The organism is Vreelandella janggokensis (assembly GCF_031451615.1).
In the GTDB taxonomy this organism is placed as follows: domain Bacteria; phylum Pseudomonadota; class Gammaproteobacteria; order Pseudomonadales; family Halomonadaceae; genus Vreelandella; species Vreelandella janggokensis.
Genome location: NZ_JARWAJ010000001.1, coordinates 506,360 through 529,612 on the forward strand (window position 1 = coordinate 506,360; position 23,253 = coordinate 529,612).

A 23,253-nucleotide genomic window follows, 5' to 3' on the forward strand; every position below is an offset into this window, starting at 1 on the left:
GGCTTCTATGTATCACATTGAACGCGCCATCTTTGATATTCGACGAGGGCTTCCCGTGGTAGTGAAGGCGGGAGAACAGCAACTGCTGGTTCAGGCTTTGGAGGGCGGCGAGTCGGTGAATGAACTGACCCGGCTCTCAGGCTCGCGCCCTTCGCTGGTATTGACGCGCCACCGTTTGGAAGCCATGGGTGTGTCCATCACCGCGGATGCTGCCTATCTGCCGTTGGCGGCCCAGATGGACGAACGTGCCCTGCACACGCTTGCCGTTGCCCAAGTGGTGCCGGGCCAGGCACCGGCCCTGCTAAGCGGCTTGCAGCCAGCAGGTAGAGCCGAGCGGGGGGCTGTCGCGCTGATGCGCCGGGCCTTGCTAATTCCGGCGGCATTGATTGCCGAAGTCAGTGAAAATGCAGCCGACGGGATCGCCCAGCAGTTGGCGAAAGGCGAACTGCTGGCGGTCGATGCCAGCGATGCCGAGACTTGTGTGGCCGGCGCACTCGGTATGCTCAAGCGGGTAAGCGAAGCCCGCATCCCGTTAGAAGATGCCGCCGAGAGTCGGTTTGTGCTGTTTCGTGAGCCGGATGGGCTGCGTGAGCATGTGGCCGTGGTCATCGGTCGGCCCGAGGCGCACACCGAGGCCGTGCCGCTGCGGATGCACTCGGCGTGCCTGACCGGCGACCTCTTTGGCAGCCTGCGGTGTGACTGTGGCGAGCAATTGCGTAATGCCGTCGCCGATATCGAGGCGATGGGGGGCGGAGTGCTGCTGTATCTGGCTCAGGAAGGCCGTGGAATCGGCCTGGCCAACAAGCTTCGCGCCTATACCCTGCAGGATGATGGTCTGGACACCGTCGATGCCGACCAGATGCTGGGTTTTGGCGATGACGAGCGCGATTACGCCGTAGCGGTCGATATGCTGCGAGCGCTGGATATTTCCCGTGTGCAGCTACTCACCAATAACCCATTGAAAATGAAGGCACTCAGCGAAGGCGGTATTGAGGTGGTCGCTCGTCAGGCATTGTACGGCCGCTTGACCGACCAGAACCATCGTTACCTCAATGCCAAAGCCACCCGAGCTGGGCATTTTTTGGAAGATGTATTAAGCAGTAAGTAATCACTAGCAATTAGTAAGAGGCAAGTTGTAAGAGATAAACCGCTATCACCAAGCCTTTTAAAGTGGTGGCAGGTTGGCGGTTTCCGCCACGACCTGGGCGAGTAGACGGGCGTAATGATGAATCAAACGTGCGCCCAGCTCGGCCGTCGCTGGGCGAGCATCGCCTGATACCCCCTGGCGGCTTAAATCTTCCGCCAGCCAGGCGAAAGCGGCGGCACCCTCTGGTCCTACCAGGTCATCGTCTTGAGCATCAGCCGCTGAGGGCGCTTGATAGCCCTCCAACTGAACCAGCGTGGGCGCCAGATGCAACATCATGGCGGTTTCCAGTGCGCCACCGTGCAAGCCTTTGCGCAATTCATCGGCGTCAATGGCGCCTTCAAGCGTTGGCAGGCGGGTGTAAGTCGCCTTGACCACGCGCATGTTGTGACGGCGGCGCAGCGTCAGCGCGGCCAGATCCATCACGGCCTTGTTGCCGCCGTGGCTGTTGATCAATACCAGGCGCTGAATCCCCGTTCGAGCAAGGCTGTCGCCGTAGGCTTCCAGGGTGGCAATGGCGACCGGTGCAGGCAGGCTGAGCGTACCGGGGTAGCTGGCATGCTCATCGCTTGCACCAACGGCGATCGGCGGCAGGCAGATCACTTCCAGCGACGGCGATAGTTGCTCCAGCATTGCGCTTTGTAGACCCTCACCAATGGTCAGGTCCGTGGCTAACGGGAGGTGAGTGCCGTGCTGTTCAACGGCGCCAAGTACCAACACGGCCACTGGGTCGCGATGGGCAACCTCGACTAACTGAGGGGCGGTAAGTTGCTGCCAGTGGTGAATCATGGGGTAACGTGCCTATGGAGTATTCAGGAGGTGCGGGTGGTCTGAGCGGCAGGCGTAAAGGTCGCCGGAGGGGAGGGCGTCTGCTCCGTCGTTCAACCATTGGCGAATCGCCTCCGGTGTTTGCCATTCTTTCCAGCGAAAATGGCGCTGTTCGCCGACAACGATATTGTAGCGATAATCCCCCAGGCGGTTTAGCAGGTCGACGCATTCATGGCTTACCTTTAGAGCACCTGTTACAAATTCTACCGATAGCGCTACGACGGGATAGCTTAGCCCGGCCAGTACCTCGGCTTCAAAGCCTTCCACATCGATCTTGATGAAACTGGGCTCGCCGTAGTCGGAAATGAGTTGATCGAGGGTGGTGACGGGAACGCTCAGGCGTTGCTCCCAGCGTACCTGACTAAAGCCCGCATTGCGTTGGCCGATCTGCTCGCGCCATTCGCTGGCGAGTGTCGAGAGGGTAGGGTTGGCGTTGCTGATGGCAATCTCGGCAACGCCCTCTATGGAGCCTGCCGCCACCGGCAGCAAGGTGATGGAGGGCGTTTTTACCATGCGCTTGAACCACTGGGCGAGAACGGGCTGCGGCTCCAGGGCGATCACCCGGGCGCCTAGCGCGTGAAAGGCGGCACTTCGGTCACCCAGGTGGGCGCCAATATCAAATGCGGGTTTACCCGGCACAATGAACGGCTGGTAAAGCCGTTGAAGCCCCCGCTGACGCCCTGGACGCCAATAGATAAATAGCGAGCGGGCAAGCCCGCTCGCTTGACGAAGCCGCTGGCAATACCCGTGCTTCATTAACTGGGCTCCTTAATGGTGGCTGATGATGTGACGAGTGCCTCGCGATCAAAGTACTTGAACGACTGGCAGGGCATTTCGCCCACGCGCTCAGCAAGTAGTGGCACCAGCGGAAAAGGTCTCTGGGTGTCGGGCGCTTGTGGACAGACGTCGCTACTTGCCACCAGGGTTTCAAACTTATCCAGCAAAGGGGGTTTCAATGCAATACTGGGCGTTTGCAGTAGCCCCAGGCGATGGAGAACAACGCCGCCCCAGGTACCGCTGCTGGAGTATTTGACCAACGGTGCGGCGCCAACCAGCCCAAGCCAAGCAGGGGTTAACCAGCCAAATGCTGTCGGTGAAAAGGCCATCATTACCCCCGCCCAGAGTAGCCCGCTGAGGGTCATCCAGCCGGTGTGCTGCCAGGTTTCCCGCCAGCTGAGCGAGCGCTCGCCACGTGGCTGTGTTTGCCATTCAATGGAGCGACCCAGCAATACGTTGATAATGAACAGGCTGTGCCAGGCCATCATCATTGGGGCGATCAAGGCGGCAAACAGCATTTCCAGACAGGTGCTCGCGAGCAGGCGTAGCCGCCCCCCAAAGGCATAAGGTGTTTGCCAGCAAGCTAGCCCTAACCCAAGAAATTTGGGTGCTAGCAGCATGCCCAGGGTAATCGACAGCAGCCCGAGCGAAAGCGGTTGGGGAAGCGTTTTGCCGGTGACATCGCCAAGCACATGATAAGTCACCAACACGCTGGTGCAGAGTAGCAAACCCAGCCATACAAGCGACGATAAAAAGGCAAAGGCGCCATAAAAAAAGTGCAGCCGGCTAAGCGGGTGAAAGCCTGCCCCGCTCAACAGCCGCAGGTGTTGTAGGTTGCCTTGAAGCCAGCGACGGTCGCGTTTTGCAAAGTCGAGTAAATTGCTTGGCATTGCTTCGAAGCTATTGTGAGATGCGCTGACGTAGGGGTCATGCCGCGAAACCGACGTGGTCATGGTGGTGTCCAGCAGCACCTGCCAGCCGCCGCGTTTAAGCAGGGCAGCCTCGACAAAATCATGGCTAAGTATCTCGCCGCCAAGCGGCGGCTTGCCGGGCAGCGTGGGCAAGCCCGCATGATCCATGAACGCTCGTGTGCGGATGATGGCGTTATGCCCCCAGTAGTTGGCCGTATCGCCCTGCCAGAAGCTTTGGCCGGCCGCGAGCATGGGGCTGAACAACGCTGAAGCAAATTGGGTAAAGCGGCCAAATAGCGTCTTTTGGCCTACCGGCATTGGCACCGTCTGGATCAGGCCAATGCCTGGCTGGCGCTGCATTCGCTGAACCATGCGTAATAACGTCGCGCCACTCATCAGACTATCGGCATCCAGCACGACCATGAAATCGTAATGCCGCCCCCAGCGGCGGCAGAATTCGGCAATGTTGCCCGCCTTGCGGCCTTGGTTGTTGGGCCGCCGCCGGTAGTGAATGGCAAGCTCGCCAGCAAAACGGTGCTGCAAAGCTGCTACGTGGGCTTCCTCTATCCGAGCTTGCTCAGCGTCCTGGGTGTCGCTGAGCACAAAAAACTCAAAATGCTCGCCTAACGGATGTGCCGCCTCATTTGCGTCTTTATCGCCAAGCGAGTGCTGCATAAGCGAGCGGCAGGTGGCTTCAAGGCCGGCAAAGGTAGGCACTGGCGGCTCGGCGTAAATCGGCATGACCACAGCCGTCCGGCTTACCAATAGCCGTGCGTTGGGAGTTTCGTGATTGAGCCTGCGCAGGCTTAGTGGGTCAAGTTTCAACGCGCATACCACAAAGCCGCATAAGGCGTTCCAGAATGCCAGCGCGATCCAGGTAAACGTCAGCGCAAACAAAACGAGCATTGATATCTGCCAGCCCAATGCAAGGCTCGATGTAACCCGGTACATGGCAGCACACCCAGCGACACTCGATGCCAGCACCGCGATGGCCAACAACGCACGGCGTGTTTTCAGCCAGGGAATCGAGGGGACCAGAGGATCTGTATCAATCATCGGGGTGCCACACATAGTTCCAGGTCTCGCTGACGGGCTCATCTTCAAGGGTTAGTCGTAGTCGGATATCGCTGGGTTGATCGCTCGCGGGTAGCCGGAAGCTTGCCCGCCAGCCACCGTTCGGCAGCGCGGTGACCTGAGGCAGCTTTATGTCGCCTTTTCGGTTGCTGATATCCAGCTCAACGGGCTGGTCGGTGGCGATTTCGCCAAGTTCGCCCCCCTGGAAGTCGACAATGAACTGGCGCTCGCCTTCATTGGTTTCCTCCGTTTGCCCTGGCACTTCGGCGCGGCCATGACGGGTGCGCACCACGCGGCCTAATGCGTGGTTTTCAGGTTGCGAATTGAGCGTATAGGTCTGGTAGTGCAGGCGACGGGAATCGCCAGCTTCCATGGGTTCTTCGGCGACCCAGTAGGCAACGATATTGTCGTGGGTTTCGTCCGGCGTGGGGATTTCCACCAGTTCAACGTGACCCTTGCCCCAGTCCTCGAGGGGGGTGACCCACTGGCTGGGGCGCCGGTGATATTGCGCTTCCGTGTCCAGGTAGCGGTTGAAATCACGCTCGCGCTGCATCAGCCCGAACCCTTGGGGGTTGTCGTCGAAAAAGGATGAAATACGCACGCTGTCTGGGTTGCTCAACGGCCGCCAGATCCACTCGTCGGTACCGGTTTGTATCAGTAGCCCATCGGAGTCGTGAACCTGTGGGCGATAGTCATCCGGGCGTTCGCGACTGGTTTCACCAAAGGTGAACATGCTGGTCAGTGGGGCAACCCCTAGCTTGGCGATGTTGTCACGCGCAAACAGTGCCGCTTCGACCTCTACGCGCGTCTTGTCCCCGGGTTGGATAACAAAACGATAGGCACCGCTAAGCGAAGGGCTATCCATCAGGGCAAGCAGCTCGACCTGGTCGGCGTCCGCGTCGGGTTTGTGTAGCCAGAACTCGCGAAACGCCGGAAACTCCTCGCCGTCGCTTGACGCGGTATCAATGGCTAATCCTCGAGACGATAAGCCGTAAACCTGGTCGCGGCCGACCAGCCGGAAATAGCTGGCACCCAGAAACACGGCAAATTCATCGGCATAGTCATCGCGATTCAGGGGGTAATGCAGGCGAAATCCTGCGTGACCGCTGCCGGTGAGGTCGTGGTCAAGTAACGCACTCGCCGCGCCGTCGTAGGAAAAATCATCCGTGGAGAAGGACAACGGGGCAACGTTGCCGTTTTCAATAACATTGATATGAACAGGCGTCTCGAACAAAAAACCGCTGTGGAACAGTTGCACGCTGAAAGGGCTGTCATCTCGCCAGTAGGCGTTTGAGGGATCAAAGCGAATTTGCCGATAGGTGTCGTAATCGATTTTGCGCAACGGTGCGGGGAGGTCACCCTCTGGCGATTGGTAAGGTGCGTCGGCCAGGTCTCGTGCCTGTGCAATCACGGCTTGATAGTGGGAGTGTTGATCAGCCATTGCTGGGAGTATGGCCAGCGAGGTGATCATGACGAGCAACCTTCCTTTTATGTAGTAGCGCATAACGATGATGTCCTTTCAGCTGCGTGTGCTGTCTGTCCTTTACGTTGGCTTATCTTCTACCACTTCGTGCAATTTTTAAACAATAGTTATACATTTAGTCAGTAAAGTACATGTCGAGTTCGTTTACCAGCATGGTCGTGATCATGCGACGATATGGCGCTCGCCCACTTCAACTGGCAACGGATGGCAAGCCTGCAATGCGTCGATTATGGATAGGAGCGTTAGCGCTCAATATAGGCTTGGAGGCCCCACTTTGGTGGCGCTATGGCGATATGTCAGGGAACCTGATCGCCTGGGAAGCTTGGCTGGTAATGCCACTCATGCTGCTCATGCCCCGAGGAAGCTTTCGCTTGGGGCTTGGCATTGCACTGGCAAGCTGGCTCATCCTGGCCACGTTGATCAACCTTGGGGAAGCGGCGACTTACACCGCCTTTGGTCGACCGTTAAACCTGTATCTCGACACGCCGCTGCTGGGCTCCATTTACGACTTGCTCGTGGGTAATGTAGGCCATATTTGGGCACTTTGCGCAATAGTCGTGGCGACGACATTGCTTTTGCTACTGGCACTTGGCGTGTTCAGGCTGCTGTTGCCGGGTGAAGGTTACCCGCTCAAGGGAAGAGCCAAAGGATGGGCATTCGCAATGCTGGTGTGTGCCAGCCTGGGTGCAGGATTGGCACTGAGCGGCAAGTCCATCCTTGGGCGTGACAGCTTGCCGGTGGTTAACGCGACCCATGTTCAATGGGGGCAACTGGTCACTACCCATCAGGCCAAACAGGCTTTTGTGCAAACGCTTGAGGCAGCGCCTATCGAGCAGCGCTCACTCAGTGGTCTGGCAGGGCGCAGGGTGTTGATGACGTTTATTGAATCCTATGGTGTTACGGCACTGGAGGACGAACGCTATCGTTCTGTCCTGGCGCCTACCTTAGACGAGATTGAGCGGCGGCTTGCCGATCGGGAGATCAACGTCGTATCGGGTCTGCTCGAATCGCCGATCCGTGGTGGTCAATCCTGGCTGGCGCACGCCACGGCATTAAGTGGTTACACCATCGATAACCAGCTGTGGTACCAGTTGTTGTTAGACAGCGATGCGACCACGCTGGTGGATGACTTTCGGGCCACCGGACAACGCACGCTGGCCGTGATGCCGGCGATTACTCAGCCCTGGCCGGAAGGCAGGGCCTACGGTTTTGACGAACTGGTGGTGGAGAAAGATATTGACTACCAGGGACCGCCGCTGAACTGGGTGACGATGCCGGACCAGTTTACGCTGGCCTATACCCAGCGAGAGTTACTGGATAATTCGCCTGTCTTTGCGCAGCTGGCGCTGATTTCAAGCCACGCGCCGTGGACGCCGATTTTGCCGGTATTTGATGATTGGTCCAGCATTGGCGATGGCAAGCTGTTTGCGCCATGGGAAGAGGCGGGTGATCCGCCGGAAGTCTTGTGGCAGGACATCGAGCGTATCCGCGACCATTATGCCTGGTCGGTCGACTACTCGATTAAAACGGTTGGCCGCTGGGCGGAGCGCGTGGCGGACGACAATACCATGCTGATTGTGTTGGGCGACCACCAACCGGCACCGTTGATTACCGGCGACGATGCCAGCGGTGCAGTGCCCGTCCACATTATCAGCGGCGACCCGGCCTTGCTGGCGCCGTTTCAGGCCCGAGGGTTTGTACCCGGCATGTGGCCGACGCCGGAAAGTGACGAGAGGTCAGCCGAGCTGAGTCAGTTGCGGCGCTGGCTGCATGCTGATTTTACCGAAAGCAATACCCGCTGACCCCCTCGAGCCAGCCTGTGGCTGGTTATAACCCGCGACGGCGGTTGGCACGCCAACCAAGCTTAGTAAATCCGGTAATCGCGGAAGTTGGCCAGCTGCTGCTGCTCCTGAATGGTTTTGCGGTAGCGCTTGTATTCCCATTGATACTGGGCGGGGGCGAGGGCAATAGCGGCTTCGACGCTGGCATTGACGCCGGTGGCTGACTGAATATCGTCTGGGTCGTAGACGCGCTCGTCGGCGTCAAGAAAGTGAATCTCAAACCCTTTTCCAGGCACCCGCAGGGCGATCCCCGTCACCACGCGGGCCTGGGTACGCGCTACCAGTTTAGGCAGCAGCGTGGCCGTGTAGGCATCGCGGCCAAAAAACGGTGCGAAGACGCCACTGCCCCAATCAGGCTCCTGGTCGGGCAGGATGCCGATGGCTTCGCTGCGTTTGAGCGCCTTGAGGAGCGCCGCAACCCCGCGGGGGTTGGTGGGGACCAATTGCGCGCCCATGCGCTCGCGACCCTGCCGAATAACCGGGTCAAGTGCGGCCATCTTGGGGGGCTCATACATGGCGGTGAACGGAAAATGGTTCGACAGCCAGAAATTCAGCACTTCCCAGTTACCAAAATGCGGCGCCAGTACAATCACGCCGCGTCCTTCCGCCCTGGCGTTGTCCAGTTTGTCGCGGCCATGCACCGCTAAAATGCTGGCTTCTACTTTATGAGGTTCCGCCATCCATGCATGGCCAAGTTCCAGCATGGTGGCGGTTGAATGACGTAAGCTGTGTTGGGCAAGTGTTTTGCGTTTTAAAGCAGACAGGCGGGGATACACAACGTCCAGGTTGCGCTCCGTCACCTCGCGCTCTCGCTTGTTAAAGCGGTAAACCAGTGGACCCAGTCGAGAAGAGAGTCGCCACAGTCGCACGAGCGACCAGCGTGATAACGTACGCCATAACCAACTGATCGCGCTGGCTTTGGAGTACCGCTCGCTGGTTTCACCCGGTTGTTGAGCCATCGTCAAAACAACCAGGAATCTACGTTAGAAGGCGCGCGTTGCTCCTGCAGCCCTTTAAAGCCTTTAACACAGCGCACAATGAGCCATACGGCCAGTGCCAGCATAAGCAGGAACCCAATGCCGATGATGGCCAGGACCAAGCACAGGAACCCGTAAACCAGGCCTATCCAGAAAGTGCGAATCTGGTAACGGTAGTGCTCGTCTAGCCATTCAGGGCCTTTGCCTTTGTAGACGTAAGCGATGACGACACCGACAATCGACGTGAAGCCGAGGATAAAACTGGCAAGATAGAGCGCATAGACCACCATCGCCATGGTGGTGTCGGGCTTGCGCTGGTTTTCAGCCGCGCCCTCAGGCTCTCCGTTGACGACGGTTCCTTCAGTCGGCGTGTCCTGGCTACTGTCTTGCATAACGTTTCCTTTTCCGTGTTTTTAGAGTGACACTGTAATAACAAGGATTCTCTATCGTATTTCAGTGAACGCTATTGTAGCGTGCCTGACCGGTCTTGGCATTAGCGTGCCGCGGGGCGGCAAATCTCGAGCAGGTTGCCGTCCGGGTCGCGCAAATAAATCGACTCGATGGGACCATTGGCCCCCTGGCGTGCCACGGGGCCCAGTTCGATATCAATCCCCAGGACATCCAGGTGCTGTTTGAACTCGTTCAGCGGTAGTTGGCAGCGCAGGCAGAGGTCTAGACTACCGGGAGTGGGGGTGGCAGAAATGGGTGCAATATCCGTGTCGGTCTGATGCAGGCGCAACGCGGTATCGCCGAGGAGCAAGTCGACCCGTTGGGCGTCTCGGTAGCGTACCTCCAGTCCCAGAACACGTGAGTAAAAATCCACCGCGCGACCCATGTCGGTCACGGTCACAACAAGATGGTCCAGACCTGAGAGCATGCCACTTTCCTTAATACAAAACAGTGAGTCAATGAAGACAACGACGCGGCGTTGCCCGCTATGTGACGAGGGTGATGCTACCCTCTATCATCAAGATCGCCGCCGTGACTATTTCCAGTGTGCCACGTGTGCACTGGTCTTTGTGCCGCCAGAGCAGCATTTGAGCGCAGCCGCCGAAAGGGCGGAATACGACAAGCACCAGAACTCGCCGTATGATACGGGATATCGACGTTTTTTAGGGCGTTTATTTACCCCGCTGACCGCTAGGCTGACCGCCCAGGCCAGTGGGCTTGATTTTGGCTCAGGCCCTGGGCCCACGCTCTCTGTGATGTTCGCAGAGCAGGGCTACCCCATGTCAATTTATGACCCCTTTTATGCGCCAGAACAGCGGGTGCTTACCCATGAATACGATTTTATCACCGCGACAGAAGTCGTCGAGCATCTGGCGCAGCCCGGCCAGGTGCTGGCTCAATTGGCCGGACTGCTAACGCCCGGTGGCTACCTTGGGATGATGACCAAGCGGGTCACGTCGCCCGAGTCGTTTGCTCGCTGGCACTATATTGCGGACCCAACACACGTCAGTTTCTTCAGCGAAGCAACATTTTGCTGGTGGGCCGCCCAGCATCATTTTACAGTGGAATTTCCTGGGCCTGACACGGTTATCCTGCGTAAATTGCTATAGCCGACAGCGACGCCGTCAGAAAAGCATTGACTTTACCCCGTTCGGGGCAATAATTGCGCGCCGTTATCCCTGCCTGAATCGATGTGCCAGGTGAGATGGCGGTTTCTGTGGGAACGCTCTGCCGTGTTTTCCACGCCTGTTTTTCATCTCTATCGGCAAGACGAGGTTTTCATGTCGCGGCAACTGCTGGCCATGGCGCTGGCGCCCCTTTTAGGGCTGTTCATTCTCGGGATCGGTAACGGCTTTCTCGCTACCTTGATTACCATCCGCCTGGATGCGGCAGGTGAGTCGGCCACGTTAATCGGTATTGTCTCGTCCGCCTACTTTATTGGCCTGGCACTGGGTGCCATGGTGAATGATCGCCTGTTGCTGCGTATCGGTCATATCCGCGCCTACGGTAGCTTCGCCTCGCTGGTCGCCGTGACGGTACTGCTACAGGGCCTATTCTTTGATCCCTGGGCCTGGTTCGTGCTGCGTTTGATCGGCGGCTGGGCAACGGTGGGGGTCTATCTGGTCATTGAAAGCTGGCTGTTGACCTCTGGCGACCAGAAAGTGCGCGGTCGTCTGCTCGCGCTGTATATGATTTCGCTGTATGCCGCTGGCGTGTTGGGTCAATTGCTGCTGGGCGTGACCGATGCCATGGGCATGACGGCACCGTTCATGGTGATAGGGCTTCTGGCGTCACTCTCGGTACTGCCAATGGCGATGATTCCACGCGTATCACCGCTTATCGAGCATGCCGAGCCGCTTCCGCCTCTTCGCCTGATCACCATGACGCCAACCGGTGTCATGGGCAGCCTGGGGTCCGGCATGGTGGTCGCGGCGGCGTATACGCTGCTGCCGCTCTATTTACAGCGAATTGGCATGACGGTCAGCCAGGTTGGCCAGATGATGGCCGTGGTGATTATGGGCGCCATGTTGTTGCAGTACCCCATTGGCCGCTGGTCGGATCGCCACGACCGCCAGATGGTGTTGATCGCGATCAGCGCTTTCTGCGCGCTGATCTCGGCGGCAATGTTGTGGCTACCGCTTTCCACCCCAATGCTGGCGGTGTTGCTGTTCCTGCTGGGTGGCGGGGTGTTTGCGCTTTATCCGGTGGCGGTTAGCCATGCAGCTGACCGTGCTCCAGCCGGTGCCCTGGTGCGCATGAGCCAGGGACTGCTGTTGATCAACTCCATCGGTGCGACGATCAGCCCGCTGATGATCTCCCCGGTGATGACGGTCATGGGCGATGCCGGGCTGTTCTGGGCTTTCGGGGCGCTGAGCCTGTTCTTTGTCATGTTCTTCAGTTGGCGTCGACGTGTTCGCCCCGCGCCTGTGCCGGTGGCACCGTTTACCGCCACGACGCCGATGAGCTCTGCGGGTGCCGAGCTGGTAGTCACCGAAGAGCTGATGCAGGGAGCGCTGGAGCACGAACATCTCGAGGATCTGTCGGACCTGGTGCCCGATGTGGACGTGGCGGAACCAATTGTCGGGCCACCGCCTGAAGACGAAAATCACATCGTTTATTACGATGATACCGAGCAGGCTGGTGAGCGGCATTGAGGCGCCGTCGTTAATTGCGTGACGTTTTGTTGAGACCTTGGGCTAATGGTGTGTAGTGGCGAGGATTACTAGTATCACTGTAGACTTTCAAACAATTGTTTAAATTCTCAGCCCGAGGTCTTGTTATGAACTATTACGCCGCGCCGGTACGCGATTTGCGCTTTGTGCTTGAAGAACTGCTAGCGCATCGCTCGCTGAACCTGCCGGGCTTTGAAGAAGCCACCCCCGATCTGGTCGAGGCAGTGCTTGAAGAAGCTGCCAAGCTGGCCGGTGATGTCTGGGGGCCGCTGAACGATGTTGGCGACAAGCAGGGAGCAAAGCGCCATTCAGATGGCAGGGTAACGACGCCGGAAGGCTTCGCGGCGGCTTACCAGGCGTATGTGGAGGGGGGCTGGAACGGCATTGGCGTCTCTGAATCATTGGGCGGACAAAATTTGCCGGAAGTGGTGGCCAGCGCCGTCCAGGAAATGCTCCACGGCGCCAATATGGCGCTGGGTCTTTGCCCCATGCTGACAGCCGGTGCTATCGAAGCCTTGGCCCACCATGGTAACGACGACCAGAAAGCGGTCTATCTCCCCAAGCTGGTAGAAGGTACCTGGACCGGGACCATGAACCTGACCGAGTCCCAGGCCGGCTCGGATCTTTCGAAGGTCCGTACTAAAGCCATTCCCGAAGGCCGTCATTACCGTATCAGCGGCCAGAAAATCTACATTACCTGGGGCGAGCACGACGCCGCCGAGAACATTATTCACCTGGTACTGGCCCGCAAACCCGACGCGCCGGAAGGCAACAAAGGCATTTCGCTGTTTCTGGTGCCCAAATTTCTGGTCAACGACGACGGTTCCCTGGGTGAGCGCAACGACGTCACCTGCGCCTCCATTGAACACAAGCTGGGCATCCACGGTTCGCCCACCTGCACCCTGAGCTTTGGCGAAAATGGCGGCGCGGTTGGCTATCTGGTCGGCGAGGAGGGGCGTGGCCTCAACCATATGTTCACCATGATGAACGAAGCGCGCCACAAGGTTGGTATTCAGGGCATTGGCGTGGCCGAGCGCGCCTGTCAGCACGCCTTTGCCTACGCCTTGGAGCGCACCCAGGGGCGTTCCCCTAAAGCCCGGGGCGGTAAGGACTGCACCATCAGCGACCACCTGGATGTGCGCCGCATGTTGCTCTCCATGCGTTCACGCACCGATGCGCTGCGGGCGCTGGCCCTGTACTGCGCCGCCGAACTGGACACCGCCCGCCATGCGGAAAACAGCGATGCCCGCCAAACCGCCCAGGCCCGCGCCGATATTTTGATTCCCGTCATCAAGAGCTTCTCCACCGATCAGGCCGTGGATATTGCCTCTATGGGCATTCAGGTACACGGCGGCATGGGCTATGTGGAAGAGACTGGCGCCGCCCAGCTGCTGCGCGATGCCCGCATTGCACCGATTTACGAAGGCACCAACGGTATCCAGGCGCTCGATCTGGCGGGGCGGAAGCTCCAGCGTGACAACGGCGAAGCGCTCACCGCGCTCTTGAAAGAGGTCGCCGCGACGGTGGAGCAGCTCAATGCCGACCCCGCCTTGGCAGCATTGGGCCGCGGCTTGGCCGCCGGGCTTGACGATTTAAAAGCCGCCCAAGCCATTGTGCTGGCAGAGGGTAAAGACCCCGATAGCGGCGCAGACGCCGTTCAGGCCTACGCGACACCGTTCCTGAATCTAGCGGGGCATGTGCTGTGCGCGTGGCAAATGGGTCAATCAGCGTTGAGTGCCAAAGCTGCCATTCATAATGGCAGCGACGATCCCTTCTATACTGCCAAGATGCGTAGCGCCGACTTTGCCATCACTCAATGGCTGCCGGTTGGCCGGGCCCAGCGGGCGGTGATTGAGGCAGGTATACAATGTTTAAGCGACTTTGAGGTTCATTGACGCTAATTGTTAGCTTCGCACCGCCGCCCTTTGAGGCGGCGGTGCTGTTTCTAGGCTATCAAAACAGTCATTTAAAACGTGCGCTTATTAATAATAACGATTTCTATAATGCCAGGAGCCGACCATGACGAACACTTCTATCTTCGAGCAGGGGTTGCCGAAGACCGTTGCCAACCACGTACCGCTTTCACCGCTGACCTTTATCGAGCGCTCGGCGTCGATCTATCCCGATTACCCTGCGGTGGTTCATGGCAGCACGCGGCGCACCTGGGGTGAGACCTGGTCGCGTTGCCGTCGGCTGGCCTCTGCCCTCAAGCAGCGAGGTATTCAGCCGGGCCAGACGGTGGCGGCCATGCTGCCCAACGTGCCCGCTATGTTTGAAGTTCACTTTGGCGTGCCGCTGGCCGGCTGTGTATTGAATACCCTGAACATCCGTCTGGATGCCGAGGCGATCAGCTATATGCTGGGGCACGGCGAGGCCAAAGCCATTCTGGTTGACCCCGAGTTTGCCGACGTCATCCAGCAAGCGGTGGCCAAGCTTGAGCATAAACCGTTGATCATTGACGTCGCCGATGTGGAGTTTCTTGGCGACACCCAGGGCATTGGGGAAATTGAATACGAAGCGCTACTCCAAGAGGGCGATGCTGAATTTGCCTATCAGCTGCCCGCGGATGAGTGGGATGCGATCTCGCTCAACTACACCTCCGGCACCACCGGTAAGCCCAAGGGGGTGGTTTATCACCATCGCGGCGCTTACCTGAACGCGGTGAGCAATATTATGGAGTGGGCGATGCCCCACCACCCGATCTATCTTTGGACACTGCCGATGTTTCACTGCAACGGCTGGTGTTTCCCGTGGACGATTGCCGCCAACGCCGGGGTCAATATTTGCCTGCGCAAAGTCGACCCCAAAAAGATCATGCAACTCATTACCGCCGAGAAGGTCACTCACTTCAGCGGGGCGCCGATTATTCTCAATGGCCTGGTGAACTTACCGGCCGACGACAAGTGCGAGTTTGATCACCCGGTGAAAGTGACCACCGCCGGTGCGGCACCTCCCGCGTCGGTAATTGCCGGGGTAGAGAAGCTGGGCATTGACGTCACCCACGTCTATGGTCTGACGGAAGTGTATGGGCCGGTGACCGTGTGCGCCTGGCGCGAGGCGTGGGATGAGTTGTCGCTGGAAGCGCGGGCCAAGATCAAAGCCCGCCAGGGGGTGCGCTATCACATGCTCGAAGCCCTCTGTGTGGCCGACCCGCTAACCATGGAGCCGGTCCCCAAGGATGGTCAGACCATCGGCGAGATTCTGATGCGCGGTAACAACGTCATGAAGGGGTATTTAAAGAATGCCGAAGCCACCGAGCAGGCGCTGGAAGGGGGCTGGTACCACACCGGGGATCTGGCCGTGTGGCACCCGGACGGCTATATCGAGATCAAGGACCGCTCCAAGGACATCATTATTTCCGGCGGTGAAAATATCTCGACCATTGAAGTGGAAGACGCTATTTACGGCCATCCTGCCGTGGAAGAGGCAGCGGTGGTGGCCAAGCCTGACGAGAAGTGGGGCGAAACCCCCTGTGCCTTTGTGAAGCTCAAAGTCGGTTATGGTGAAGTCAGCGAAGCCGATATTATCGCCCACTGCCGTGAACACTTGGCAGGCTACAAAGTCCCTAGAACGGTTATCTTCAGCGACCTGCCGAAAACCTCGACGGGCAAGATTCAGAAATTTGTACTGCGGGAAGAAGCCAAACAGCATCAATAATCGCTAGCAGAATCAGTCATCGACCGGGGAGAGAATGCATGAGTGATCAGAATATCGGTGTCGTCGGCGCAGGCACCATGGGGCAGGGGATTGCCCAAGTGGCGGTTGCCAGTGGCGTTAATGTGCACCTTTATGACGTGGCCGAGGAGCCGCTTGGCCGTGCCAAGGCAAATATCGATAAAGGTTTGGGTAAGCTGGTCACGAAAGAAAAAATCAGCGCGGCGGAGAAAGACGCTGCGCTGGCGCGCCTTTCTACCACCACCACGCTGGACGCACTAAGCAACTGCGCGGTGATTATCGAAGCTGCCCCTGAGCAACCCGAGCTGAAAGAGAAGCTGTTTCGCGATCTCAGCCAGTTGAGCAGCACCGCGATACTGGCCTCCAACACCTCTTCGCTATCACTCACTCGCCTGGCATCGGTGTGTGAGCACCCAGAGCGCGTGGTGGGGATGCACTTCTTCAACCCGGTGCCGGTGCTCAAACTGGTGGAAGTGATTCGCGCCGAGCAGACCGCCGATGCCACCGTGGCCGAGATTGAAAAACTTGCCAAGACCCTTGGCAAAACCGCCGTGCCGGTGGGCGATGCGCCTGGCTTTGCGGTCAACCGCTTACTCGTACCCATGATCAACGAAGCGGCATTTATTGTTCAGGAAGGCACTGCAACGCCTGAAGCCATTGATGAGGCGATGAAACTCGGTGCGGCTCACCCCATGGGTCCGCTGGCGCTGGCGGACCTGATTGGCCTGGATGTCTGCCTGGCGATTATGGAGGTGCTGCAGGAAGGTTTTGGTGACCCCAAATACCGTCCCTGCCCGCTGCTCAAGCGTATGGTCGCGGCGGGTTATCTAGGCCGTAAGAGCGGACGCGGTTTTTATCATTACGAGTAGCTTGCACTGATGTGAAGAGCGCGGCATAAATAAGTCATTGCCACTCAACCAAGCGTTCGCTAGGGTTGGGTGGTATCCACTTTACAATTCCATAATAAATCAAACAAGGAGCCTGTCATGAGCGAAGCAGTGATCGAAAAGGTTGATAACGATGGGATGGTGCGCCTCACCATCAATCGTCCCAAAGCACTGAATGCATTGAATAGCGATGTGCTGTTAGCGCTGGAAACCCACTTGGTGGAGCTTGAAACCCACCCGAATCTACGCGGCGTACTGCTTACCGGTGCCGGTGAGAAGTCCTTCGTGGCCGGTGCTGATATCACCGAGATGCGTGACAAGACGCCAGAAGAAGCGCGCGCCTTTGCCAGCCAAGCGCTGCGTACCATTAAACGCCTAGAGACGTTACCCGTGCCGGTGGTCGCGCTGGTGAACGGGTTTTGCCTTGGCGGCGGCTGCGAACTGGCGCTGGCCTGCGACTGGGCGGTAGCCACCGACAACGCCGTGTTCGGTCAACCTGAAGTGCTGCTGGGGGTCATCCCCGGCTTTGGCGGTACCCAGCGACTGCCGCGCCGCGTTGGCCCTGCCATGGCGATTGACCTGGTCACCACCGGACGCAAAATTGACGCCCAGGAAGCGCTGCGTATCGGCCTGGTGAACCGGGTAATGCCGCAAGCGGAGCTTGAGGGCTACGTTGAAGAGCTCACCAAACAGCTTACGGGTAACGGCCCACAGGCGGTGCGCGGTGCCAAGCAGGCGGTCCACGACGGCTTGGATCAAGACCTGGACAGCGCCCTGGCGCTGGAAACCAGCCTGTTCGCCTTCTGCTTTGCCGGCGACGAACAGAAAGAGGGTATGTCCGCGTTTGTCGAGAAGCGCAAGCCGAGCTTTTAAGCCTTCGCTCATTCAAGATTTGCTGATTTAGGGGGTGGCGCTTGCGTCACCCCCGTTTTATGCTCGATGAAACACGTCATTTGATTAACGTCGCCGTTATCGACACTGCAAGGTGCGCAGCATGTTTGATTTATATATTGCCAACAAGAATTACTCTTCCTGGTCGCTGCGCCCTTGGGTGTTGATGAAAGCGCTGGAGATTCCGTTTAACGAACATCTCATGCCGTTTGAGGGTGGTTTTGGTGCTAGTCATGAGGCGTTTAAACGTTTTTCGCCTTCGGGGCTGGTGCCATGTTTAGTCGACGGGGAAACGGCCATATGGGACTCTCTGGCGATTGTCGAGTACCTTGCCGAGCAACACGATGAGGTTTGGCCTGCTGACAGAGCGGCCCGTGCCTGGGCGCGCTCGGCCAGCGCCGAGATGCACAGCGGCTTTGGTGCGCTCCGCGATGAGTGCTCGATGAATTGCGGTATGCGGGTGGCGTTGAATCGCTTATCGGCCAAGCTCAGCGCCGACGTGGCTCGCCTGGATGCGCTGTGGCAGCAAGGGCTTGAACGCTTTGGCGGGCCGTTCTTGGCGGGTAAGCATTTCACTGCGGTTGATGCGTTTTATGCCCCCGTGGCGTTTCGCGCGCAGACGTTCAAGTTACCGATCAGTGGAGCTTCCCAGGCGTATGTGGAACGTTTGCTCGCGCTGCCTGCCATGCAAGCCTGGTATCAAGCGGCGTTAGAAGAATCATGGCGTGAGCCCATGCACGAAGCCGAAACGCTGAAAAATGGCACTCTCAAGGCGGATTACCGCCAGTCATAACCTGTCATACCCATGTATCAGGTACACTGACGAAAATTTTCGTTTGGAAACTGCAATGGCACTTAGCGCAACACCCTACAAAGTGGATATTAATCTGACCGATCTGGATAGCGGGGTGTATGAGTCGCTGCGCTTTACCGTGGCACGCCATCCGTCAGAGACAGAAGAGCGCATGACCGCACGCTTGCTTGCTTATGTGCTGTGGTACAGCGAAGCCCTGGCCTTTGGGCGTGGCCTTTCTGATGTCGATGAACCTGCTTTATGGGAAAAGAGCCTGGATGGCCGTGTCTTGCACTGGATCGAAGTCGGCCTGCCGGATGTTGATCGTCTTACCTGGTGCTCACGCCGGGCCGAACGCGTATCGCTGCTTGCCTACGGGCGGGTGGATCAGTGGGAGAGCAAAGTACTACCGAATGTAGCATCGCTGAGAAATGTGCATGTGGCAGGGCTGCCCCAGGAAGCGCTTGCGACCATTGCCAACGATCTGCCAAGGGCGATTAACTGGGCCGTGATGATCAGCGAAGGATCGCTGTTCATTACCGATGAAAACGGCCAGCACGAGATCACGCCGCAATGGCTGTTACGCGACCGGTAACCTTTTTCTGCCGTCGGCCAACACGTATGCTTGCTATCATTCTGCACAATTACATACAATCAACAATGTTTGTTGACGATTGATGCCCGACGAGCTTCTTCTCCCCTCCTCAACTCAAGGAATGAGCGATGAATGGATATTTCTCTTTGCGCTGGTCACTTGCCAGCTTTTTTGCCTGCGTTTGCCTGCTGCCCGGGTTGGCCAATGCAGCGGATGATGCGTTATCAGTCAAGTTTGAAAACGACAGTCTGGCCAGCAGTGACGATGGTCACTTCACCAGCGGCTTTGAGCTTAACTATGCATATGAACCTGACGCGGATAGCTGGACCCAGCACCTGGCTACCGCATTACCCGATAGTCTGATCGGTAGTGCCGATAGAGCCGCCTACCGGCTGGTGCATCAGATCTACACGCCGAACAATATTAGGCAAAGTGAGCTGATCGAGGATGATCGGCCCTATGCGGGGCTTGTCTACGGCGGTATTTCGCTTTACGAAGATCTGCCGATGGGCAACTGGCTGCAGACGACGGACCTGCACCTGGATGTCGGTCTGGTCGGGCCGTCGTCGCTTGCCGATAGCATTCAGCGCGAAGTGCACCGTGTTACCGATAGCGAACGTCCTAGCGGCTGGAAAAATCAGTTGGGGGATGAAGCGATACTGAATGCGGCAATGCGCCGCCAGTGGTGGCACAGCACGCCGTTGGGTGGCAAGCAGTTTGCCCATGGGCCCAGCGTCAGCGGTGCTCTGGGTAATCTATACACTTACGCCAGCGCCGGTTACAGCGTGCGCTGGGGCGATGAAGCCTCAGGCATTCCCACGCTGACCCCTATTCCCGGCAGCCGTCATCATATAACCGGTAACGATGGTTGGCAGTGGTACCTGTTTGCCAGCGTAGACGGCTATTACATGGCGCAAAACCTGACTTTGGATGGCAATTCCTTCAGAAATAGCCACTCGGTGGATCGCAAGGAGTGGGTCGGGGACGTGTCAGGTGGATTGGCGCTGGCCTGGGAAGATTGGCAGGTGACCTATGCCGCCGTGGTGCGATCGCGGGAATTCGACGGCCAGGAAGAGCAGGATAAGTTCGGTGCGTTGACGCTGTCGAAACGTTTTTGATGGCAAAACGCGCTAGGCTGTTATCGATTCCACCCGACTGACCGTTGGAGAGGGTGTCAGATGGCCAGGAAAGCATACCCCCGCACGCCCGATGGCCGCTATTTTGTGGCCAAAAATCGCCTGTGGCGGTGTACCGATCCACGCTTGAGCGAGGATGAAAAACGCACCCATATCAAGGCGCTGATGAAAGCGCGCCGGGCGGTGCGAACGGCGCAACAGCAAGACGACCCCGACGCGCTGCGCCAGGCGCGTGACGCGGTGCAGGTTGCCAAGGAAGCATTGGGCGAGCGCGGGCCGGTATGGTGGGACGATGATGCGCCCGACGAAGGGGGACTGGCGCCCGATAACAGCACGTATGCGCAGTGGTGGGCGAGTCGTCAGTAAGCCTGCTCGGCCCCCATTTCGTCCTGCAGCGATTCACGCCAGGGCCTGCTGCTGGTACGCTGCGCCGCTTTCCATGCTGATGAAGGACTTGCGGTGAATATCAAGGCAGATCTATCGATTCTCGACATTGTGGGCCACCTGCTTATCTGGGTGGTGCTGAGCGTGATTACCTTCGGTATCGCGCTTTTCTTCTTTCCCTATTCGTTTGCCCGCTTCGTGATCAACCGGACCTCGGTGATCGACCCCAGTAGCGGCGTGGAGCGGAAAATGGTGTGCGATATCAACCTGTTCAGCAATGTTGGGCATATTATCCTGTGGATGCTGATCTCGCTGCTCACCTTTGGGTTGGGGTATCTGTTCTACTTTTATCGCGTGTGGAATTATGCACTGAACAATGCCCGCGTCGTATAACCCTCACGGCACCACCTTACCTCGTTAATCCATTATGGCCGGCAGGGCGTACGCCTTTGTCGGCGCTATCCGTTTATTCCTCTCGCGTTCCAGCCAGGTGCTTTACAGGCGCCCCCCAAGTCTTTATATTAATGCGCAAATAAAAATCACTATCATTGTTATTAATATTAGCTCCGGGATCAACCTATCATGCAAAATTCAGCCTTTCATGTGCGCAAGCTCTCCAGTGCGGTGGCGCTTGCGTCGCTTATCGCACCCACGTTTGCCGCGGCCCAGCAAGCCGAATCCGACAGTGACGTCGAGCTGGACGCCATTCAGGTCGTGGGTACTGCCGTGGATGCAATGGGCTATATCGAAGCGGAAAAACAGCCCAGTGTGGGCAAGCTGAACGTACCGTTAAACGAGCAGCCGTTCTCCATGTCGGTGGTGGACGAGCAATTCATGCAGGATACCGGCAGCAAAACCATTCAGGATGCGCTGCTCTATACGCCCGGCGTCTACGCCGGTAACTATGGCTTTGACACGCGCATCGACGGGGCCTCTGTACGCGGTATCGAAGCCGGTCGCTATCTGGATGGCCTGCGCCAGCTTTACGGCTCCTACAATTCAGTGCGCACCAATCCCTATGCATTGGAGAGCCTGGAAGTGCTGAAAGGGCCGTCGTCGATGCTCTACGGGCAGGCGGATCTGGGCGGCATTATCAACGGGGTGTCCAAGCTGCCCGAGGAAGAGCGCAGCGGCGAAGTTTGGGCGCAGTACGGTTCGCATAACCGTAAGCAACTGGCCGTGGATGTTACGGGTGCCGCCGACGAGGATGGCACGCTGCTCTATCGCCTGGTGGCCTTGAAGCGTGATAGCGATACCCAGGTGGATCACGTCGAGGATGACGGTTATGTGGTGGCGCCCTCGCTGACCTGGCGGCCCAGCGACGACACGGAAGTTACCCTGCTGGTCAATCGCCAGGAGAATAAAGGCCAGGTGTCGGCGCAGTTCCTGCCCCAGGCGGGTACGCTGGAGCCGGGTTCCCAGGGCTTTATCGGCTCGGAGCGGTTTGTCGGTGAGCCGGGCTGGGACCGCTACGACCGCGAGAAAACCGAAACCACGTTGTTTTTCGACCATCAACTGAATCGCGACTGGGCATTTTCCGCCACGGCGCGTTATACCGACTCCAGCACTGAAACTCGCGAGCACTGGGTTGATATCCCAAGCGTGCCCGACGCCAATGGCGAGGTCTCGCGGACGATCTTTACTGCCGATGCCGCCACGCAAATATTCAATGTGGACGCGCGTCTGCAAGGCAATTTTGAGCTTGGAAATACCCAGCATAACCTGATCGCCGGTATCGACCGTCAGGACGCCCGCTGGGAGCAGGATAACTATGACTCGGTCCCTGGCGGCGGCGGCAACATCGATATTTATAACCCTCAGTACGGTGATTTACAGCTGGACTCGCTGAACCCTTCAGATCGTCCCGATAATGAAATCGAGCAGGTAGGGATTTACCTGGCTGATCACATTGAAGTCGGCCCGGTGGTGGTGTCGGCGGGGCTACGCCATGATTGGGCGGAAAACCGCGAGCTGGCGGTGTCCGGGTCTGATTCGGTCAGCGATCAGGAAGCGACGACGGGACGCCTGGGGCTGATGTATCGGTTTGCTAATGGGGTATCTCCCTACGTCAGTTATTCCGAAGCCTTCACCATGAACCTGGGCACCGACGGCACGGCAAACCCCAGTGCGCTCGAGCCCACACGGGGCGAGCAGGAAGAAGCGGGGATCAAGTACCTGTCACCGGACAAGTCGCTGGCCATCAACGCCGCGTATTTCGATATCACCCAGGAAAACCGGGTCAGCGACGGGGTAACTCCCGGTGGCGTTGAACAGACCGGCGCTGTGATCGACGGCTGGGAACTGCAGATCAACAAACGCTGGCAGGACTTTGAAACCCAACTGGGCTATACCCACATGAACGCCAACGACGATAGCAGCGGTGAGCGGCTTTCCGCCGTGGCCGAAAAACAAGCCTCGTGGTGGAACAAGCTGTACGTAGGCAACCACTGGCGGTTGGGTGCGGGGGTGCGCTACATCGGTGACAATGTGGGCTTTGGTGGCTCGCCGGTGGTGCCATCCGAGACGCTGTATGACGCCATGATCGGCTACACTGTCGGGCAGTGGGACATTAGTCTGGATGCCAAGAACCTCACCGACGAGGAATTCATTTCCTGGTGCCGTTACGAAGGCGGGGACTGTGGCTACGGCGAACGGCGTAATGTGACAGCCAACGTCCGCTACCAATTCTAAGGATTTGAACGAGGCTGAAAAGCTAAAAAGGGGCGTCGAATGAC

The 23,253-nt window shown here is 58.0% G+C and carries 21 protein-coding genes; 14 read left to right on the plus strand and 7 right to left on the minus strand.

Annotated elements, in window-relative coordinates; genetic code table 11:
* Window positions 1-7 precede the first annotated feature (7 nt).
* Window positions 8-1,108: a GTP cyclohydrolase II RibA gene (ribA, locus tag QC816_RS02335; protein WP_309780789.1), complete on the plus strand. Its 1,101-nt coding sequence runs from the start codon at window positions 8-10 to the stop codon at window positions 1,106-1,108.
* Window positions 1,109-1,165: 57 nt separating this feature from the next.
* Here the strand turns inward: ribA and QC816_RS02340 are convergent, their stop codons facing one another.
* Genes QC816_RS02340 through QC816_RS02355 form a run of 4 tightly spaced genes read right to left on the minus strand, consistent with a single transcriptional unit; the run spans window position 1,166 to window position 6,205 of the window.
* Window positions 1,166-1,933, minus strand: coding sequence for a creatininase family protein (locus QC816_RS02340; RefSeq protein ID WP_264823457.1), 768 nt, complete (start codon window positions 1,931-1,933; stop codon window positions 1,166-1,168).
* A 12-nt stretch (window positions 1,934-1,945) separates the two neighbouring features.
* Entirely contained in the window at window positions 1,946-2,728 is a 783-nt protein-coding gene (locus QC816_RS02345) for an FkbM family methyltransferase (protein ID WP_309780792.1), read from the minus strand.
* Window positions 2,728-4,716 (minus strand): glucans biosynthesis glucosyltransferase MdoH, encoded by a 1,989-nt coding sequence (gene mdoH / locus QC816_RS02350; protein WP_309780794.1) that lies wholly within the window; start codon window positions 4,714-4,716, stop codon window positions 2,728-2,730. Before mdoH ends, QC816_RS02345 begins: the two co-directional genes overlap by 1 nt.
* Window positions 4,709-6,205, minus strand: coding sequence for an OpgD/OpgG family glucan biosynthesis protein (locus QC816_RS02355; protein WP_309780796.1), 1,497 nt, complete (start codon window positions 6,203-6,205; stop codon window positions 4,709-4,711). Before QC816_RS02355 ends, mdoH begins: the two co-directional genes overlap by 8 nt.
* 143 nt (window positions 6,206-6,348) lie before the next feature.
* Here QC816_RS02355 and QC816_RS02360 point away from each other — a divergent pair, with 143 nt between their 5' ends.
* Complete coding sequence (locus QC816_RS02360) at window positions 6,349-8,019, plus strand: alkaline phosphatase family protein (protein WP_309780798.1); 1,671 nt, start codon at window positions 6,349-6,351, stop codon at window positions 8,017-8,019.
* A 62-nt stretch (window positions 8,020-8,081) separates the two neighbouring features.
* Here QC816_RS02360 and QC816_RS02365 read toward each other — a convergent pair whose 3' ends face one another.
* The 3 genes from QC816_RS02365 to QC816_RS02375 form a co-directional block, all read right to left on the minus strand.
* Entirely contained in the window at window positions 8,082-9,017 is a 936-nt protein-coding gene (locus QC816_RS02365) for a lysophospholipid acyltransferase family protein (protein WP_309780799.1), read from the minus strand.
* 2 nt (window positions 9,018-9,019) lie between these two features.
* Window positions 9,020-9,427: a DUF4870 family protein gene (locus QC816_RS02370; RefSeq protein WP_309780801.1), complete on the minus strand. Its 408-nt coding sequence runs from the start codon at window positions 9,425-9,427 to the stop codon at window positions 9,020-9,022.
* Between the two features lie 101 nt (window positions 9,428-9,528).
* Window positions 9,529-9,912: a VOC family protein gene (locus tag QC816_RS02375; protein WP_085918855.1), complete on the minus strand. Its 384-nt coding sequence runs from the start codon at window positions 9,910-9,912 to the stop codon at window positions 9,529-9,531.
* A gap of 31 nt (window positions 9,913-9,943) precedes the next feature.
* On the opposite strand from QC816_RS02375, the gene QC816_RS02380 reads away from it, so the two are divergent.
* The 12 genes from QC816_RS02380 to QC816_RS02435 all read left to right on the plus strand — a co-directional run bounded on the left by QC816_RS02380 (window position 9,944) and on the right by QC816_RS02435 (window position 23,209).
* On the plus strand, window positions 9,944-10,594 hold the full coding sequence (locus tag QC816_RS02380) for a class I SAM-dependent methyltransferase (protein WP_309780803.1): 651 nt from the start codon (window positions 9,944-9,946) through the stop codon (window positions 10,592-10,594).
* A 171-nt stretch (window positions 10,595-10,765) separates the two neighbouring features.
* Window positions 10,766-12,139 carry an MFS transporter gene (locus tag QC816_RS02385; protein ID WP_085918857.1) on the plus strand — a complete coding sequence of 458 codons (1,374 nt, stop codon included), beginning with the start codon at window positions 10,766-10,768 and terminating at the stop codon, window positions 12,137-12,139.
* A 125-nt stretch (window positions 12,140-12,264) separates the two neighbouring features.
* The gene (locus QC816_RS02390; RefSeq protein WP_309780805.1) at window positions 12,265-14,052 is read left to right on the plus strand and encodes an acyl-CoA dehydrogenase; all 1,788 of its coding nucleotides are present in this window, start codon (window positions 12,265-12,267) and stop codon (window positions 14,050-14,052) included.
* Between the two features lie 124 nt (window positions 14,053-14,176).
* A complete protein-coding gene (locus QC816_RS02395; protein WP_309780807.1) occupies window positions 14,177-15,814 on the plus strand; it encodes an acyl-CoA synthetase in 1,638 nt (545 codons plus the stop codon).
* Window positions 15,815-15,852: 38 nt separating this feature from the next.
* Window positions 15,853-16,701, plus strand: coding sequence for a 3-hydroxybutyryl-CoA dehydrogenase (locus QC816_RS02400; RefSeq protein WP_309780809.1), 849 nt, complete (start codon window positions 15,853-15,855; stop codon window positions 16,699-16,701).
* Between the two features lie 117 nt (window positions 16,702-16,818).
* On the plus strand, window positions 16,819-17,592 hold the full coding sequence (locus QC816_RS02405) for an enoyl-CoA hydratase-related protein (protein WP_085918861.1): 774 nt from the start codon (window positions 16,819-16,821) through the stop codon (window positions 17,590-17,592).
* A gap of 121 nt (window positions 17,593-17,713) precedes the next feature.
* Complete coding sequence (locus tag QC816_RS02410) at window positions 17,714-18,403, plus strand: glutathione S-transferase family protein (protein ID WP_085918862.1); 690 nt, start codon at window positions 17,714-17,716, stop codon at window positions 18,401-18,403.
* Window positions 18,404-18,458: 55 nt separating this feature from the next.
* The gene (locus tag QC816_RS02415; protein WP_309780812.1) at window positions 18,459-18,998 is read left to right on the plus strand and encodes a YaeQ family protein; all 540 of its coding nucleotides are present in this window, start codon (window positions 18,459-18,461) and stop codon (window positions 18,996-18,998) included.
* A gap of 128 nt (window positions 18,999-19,126) precedes the next feature.
* Window positions 19,127-20,116 carry a lipid A deacylase LpxR family protein gene (locus QC816_RS02420; protein ID WP_268902462.1) on the plus strand — a complete coding sequence of 330 codons (990 nt, stop codon included), beginning with the start codon at window positions 19,127-19,129 and terminating at the stop codon, window positions 20,114-20,116.
* A gap of 60 nt (window positions 20,117-20,176) precedes the next feature.
* Window positions 20,177-20,500: a hypothetical protein gene (locus tag QC816_RS02425; RefSeq protein ID WP_085918865.1), complete on the plus strand. Its 324-nt coding sequence runs from the start codon at window positions 20,177-20,179 to the stop codon at window positions 20,498-20,500.
* 93 nt (window positions 20,501-20,593) lie between these two features.
* Window positions 20,594-20,911, plus strand: coding sequence for a DUF6693 family protein (locus tag QC816_RS02430; protein WP_085918866.1), 318 nt, complete (start codon window positions 20,594-20,596; stop codon window positions 20,909-20,911).
* Window positions 20,912-21,100: 189 nt separating this feature from the next.
* Window positions 21,101-23,209 (plus strand): TonB-dependent siderophore receptor, encoded by a 2,109-nt coding sequence (locus tag QC816_RS02435; RefSeq protein WP_264823446.1) that lies wholly within the window; start codon window positions 21,101-21,103, stop codon window positions 23,207-23,209.
* Window positions 23,210-23,253: the final 44 nt, after the last annotated feature.

Coding starts and splice junctions, on each gene's coding strand:
- ribA (WP_309780789.1), top strand. CDS start 8: ATGTATCACATTGAACGCGCCATCTTTGATATTCGACGAGGGCTTCCC.
- QC816_RS02340 (WP_264823457.1), bottom strand. CDS start 1,933: ATGATTCACCACTGGCAGCAACTTACCGCCCCTCAGTTAGTCGAGGTT.
- QC816_RS02345 (WP_309780792.1), bottom strand. CDS start 2,728: ATGAAGCACGGGTATTGCCAGCGGCTTCGTCAAGCGAGCGGGCTTGCC.
- mdoH (WP_309780794.1), bottom strand. CDS start 4,716: ATGATTGATACAGATCCTCTGGTCCCCTCGATTCCCTGGCTGAAAACA.
- QC816_RS02355 (WP_309780796.1), bottom strand. CDS start 6,205: ATGATCACCTCGCTGGCCATACTCCCAGCAATGGCTGATCAACACTCC.
- QC816_RS02360 (WP_309780798.1), top strand. CDS start 6,349: ATGTCGAGTTCGTTTACCAGCATGGTCGTGATCATGCGACGATATGGC.
- QC816_RS02365 (WP_309780799.1), bottom strand. CDS start 9,017: ATGGCTCAACAACCGGGTGAAACCAGCGAGCGGTACTCCAAAGCCAGC.
- QC816_RS02370 (WP_309780801.1), bottom strand. CDS start 9,427: ATGCAAGACAGTAGCCAGGACACGCCGACTGAAGGAACCGTCGTCAAC.
- QC816_RS02375 (WP_085918855.1), bottom strand. CDS start 9,912: ATGCTCTCAGGTCTGGACCATCTTGTTGTGACCGTGACCGACATGGGT.
- QC816_RS02380 (WP_309780803.1), top strand. CDS start 9,944: ATGAAGACAACGACGCGGCGTTGCCCGCTATGTGACGAGGGTGATGCT.
- QC816_RS02385 (WP_085918857.1), top strand. CDS start 10,766: ATGTCGCGGCAACTGCTGGCCATGGCGCTGGCGCCCCTTTTAGGGCTG.
- QC816_RS02390 (WP_309780805.1), top strand. CDS start 12,265: ATGAACTATTACGCCGCGCCGGTACGCGATTTGCGCTTTGTGCTTGAA.
- QC816_RS02395 (WP_309780807.1), top strand. CDS start 14,177: ATGACGAACACTTCTATCTTCGAGCAGGGGTTGCCGAAGACCGTTGCC.
- QC816_RS02400 (WP_309780809.1), top strand. CDS start 15,853: ATGAGTGATCAGAATATCGGTGTCGTCGGCGCAGGCACCATGGGGCAG.
- QC816_RS02405 (WP_085918861.1), top strand. CDS start 16,819: ATGAGCGAAGCAGTGATCGAAAAGGTTGATAACGATGGGATGGTGCGC.
- QC816_RS02410 (WP_085918862.1), top strand. CDS start 17,714: ATGTTTGATTTATATATTGCCAACAAGAATTACTCTTCCTGGTCGCTG.
- QC816_RS02415 (WP_309780812.1), top strand. CDS start 18,459: ATGGCACTTAGCGCAACACCCTACAAAGTGGATATTAATCTGACCGAT.
- QC816_RS02420 (WP_268902462.1), top strand. CDS start 19,127: ATGAATGGATATTTCTCTTTGCGCTGGTCACTTGCCAGCTTTTTTGCC.
- QC816_RS02425 (WP_085918865.1), top strand. CDS start 20,177: ATGGCCAGGAAAGCATACCCCCGCACGCCCGATGGCCGCTATTTTGTG.
- QC816_RS02435 (WP_264823446.1), top strand. CDS start 21,101: ATGCAAAATTCAGCCTTTCATGTGCGCAAGCTCTCCAGTGCGGTGGCG.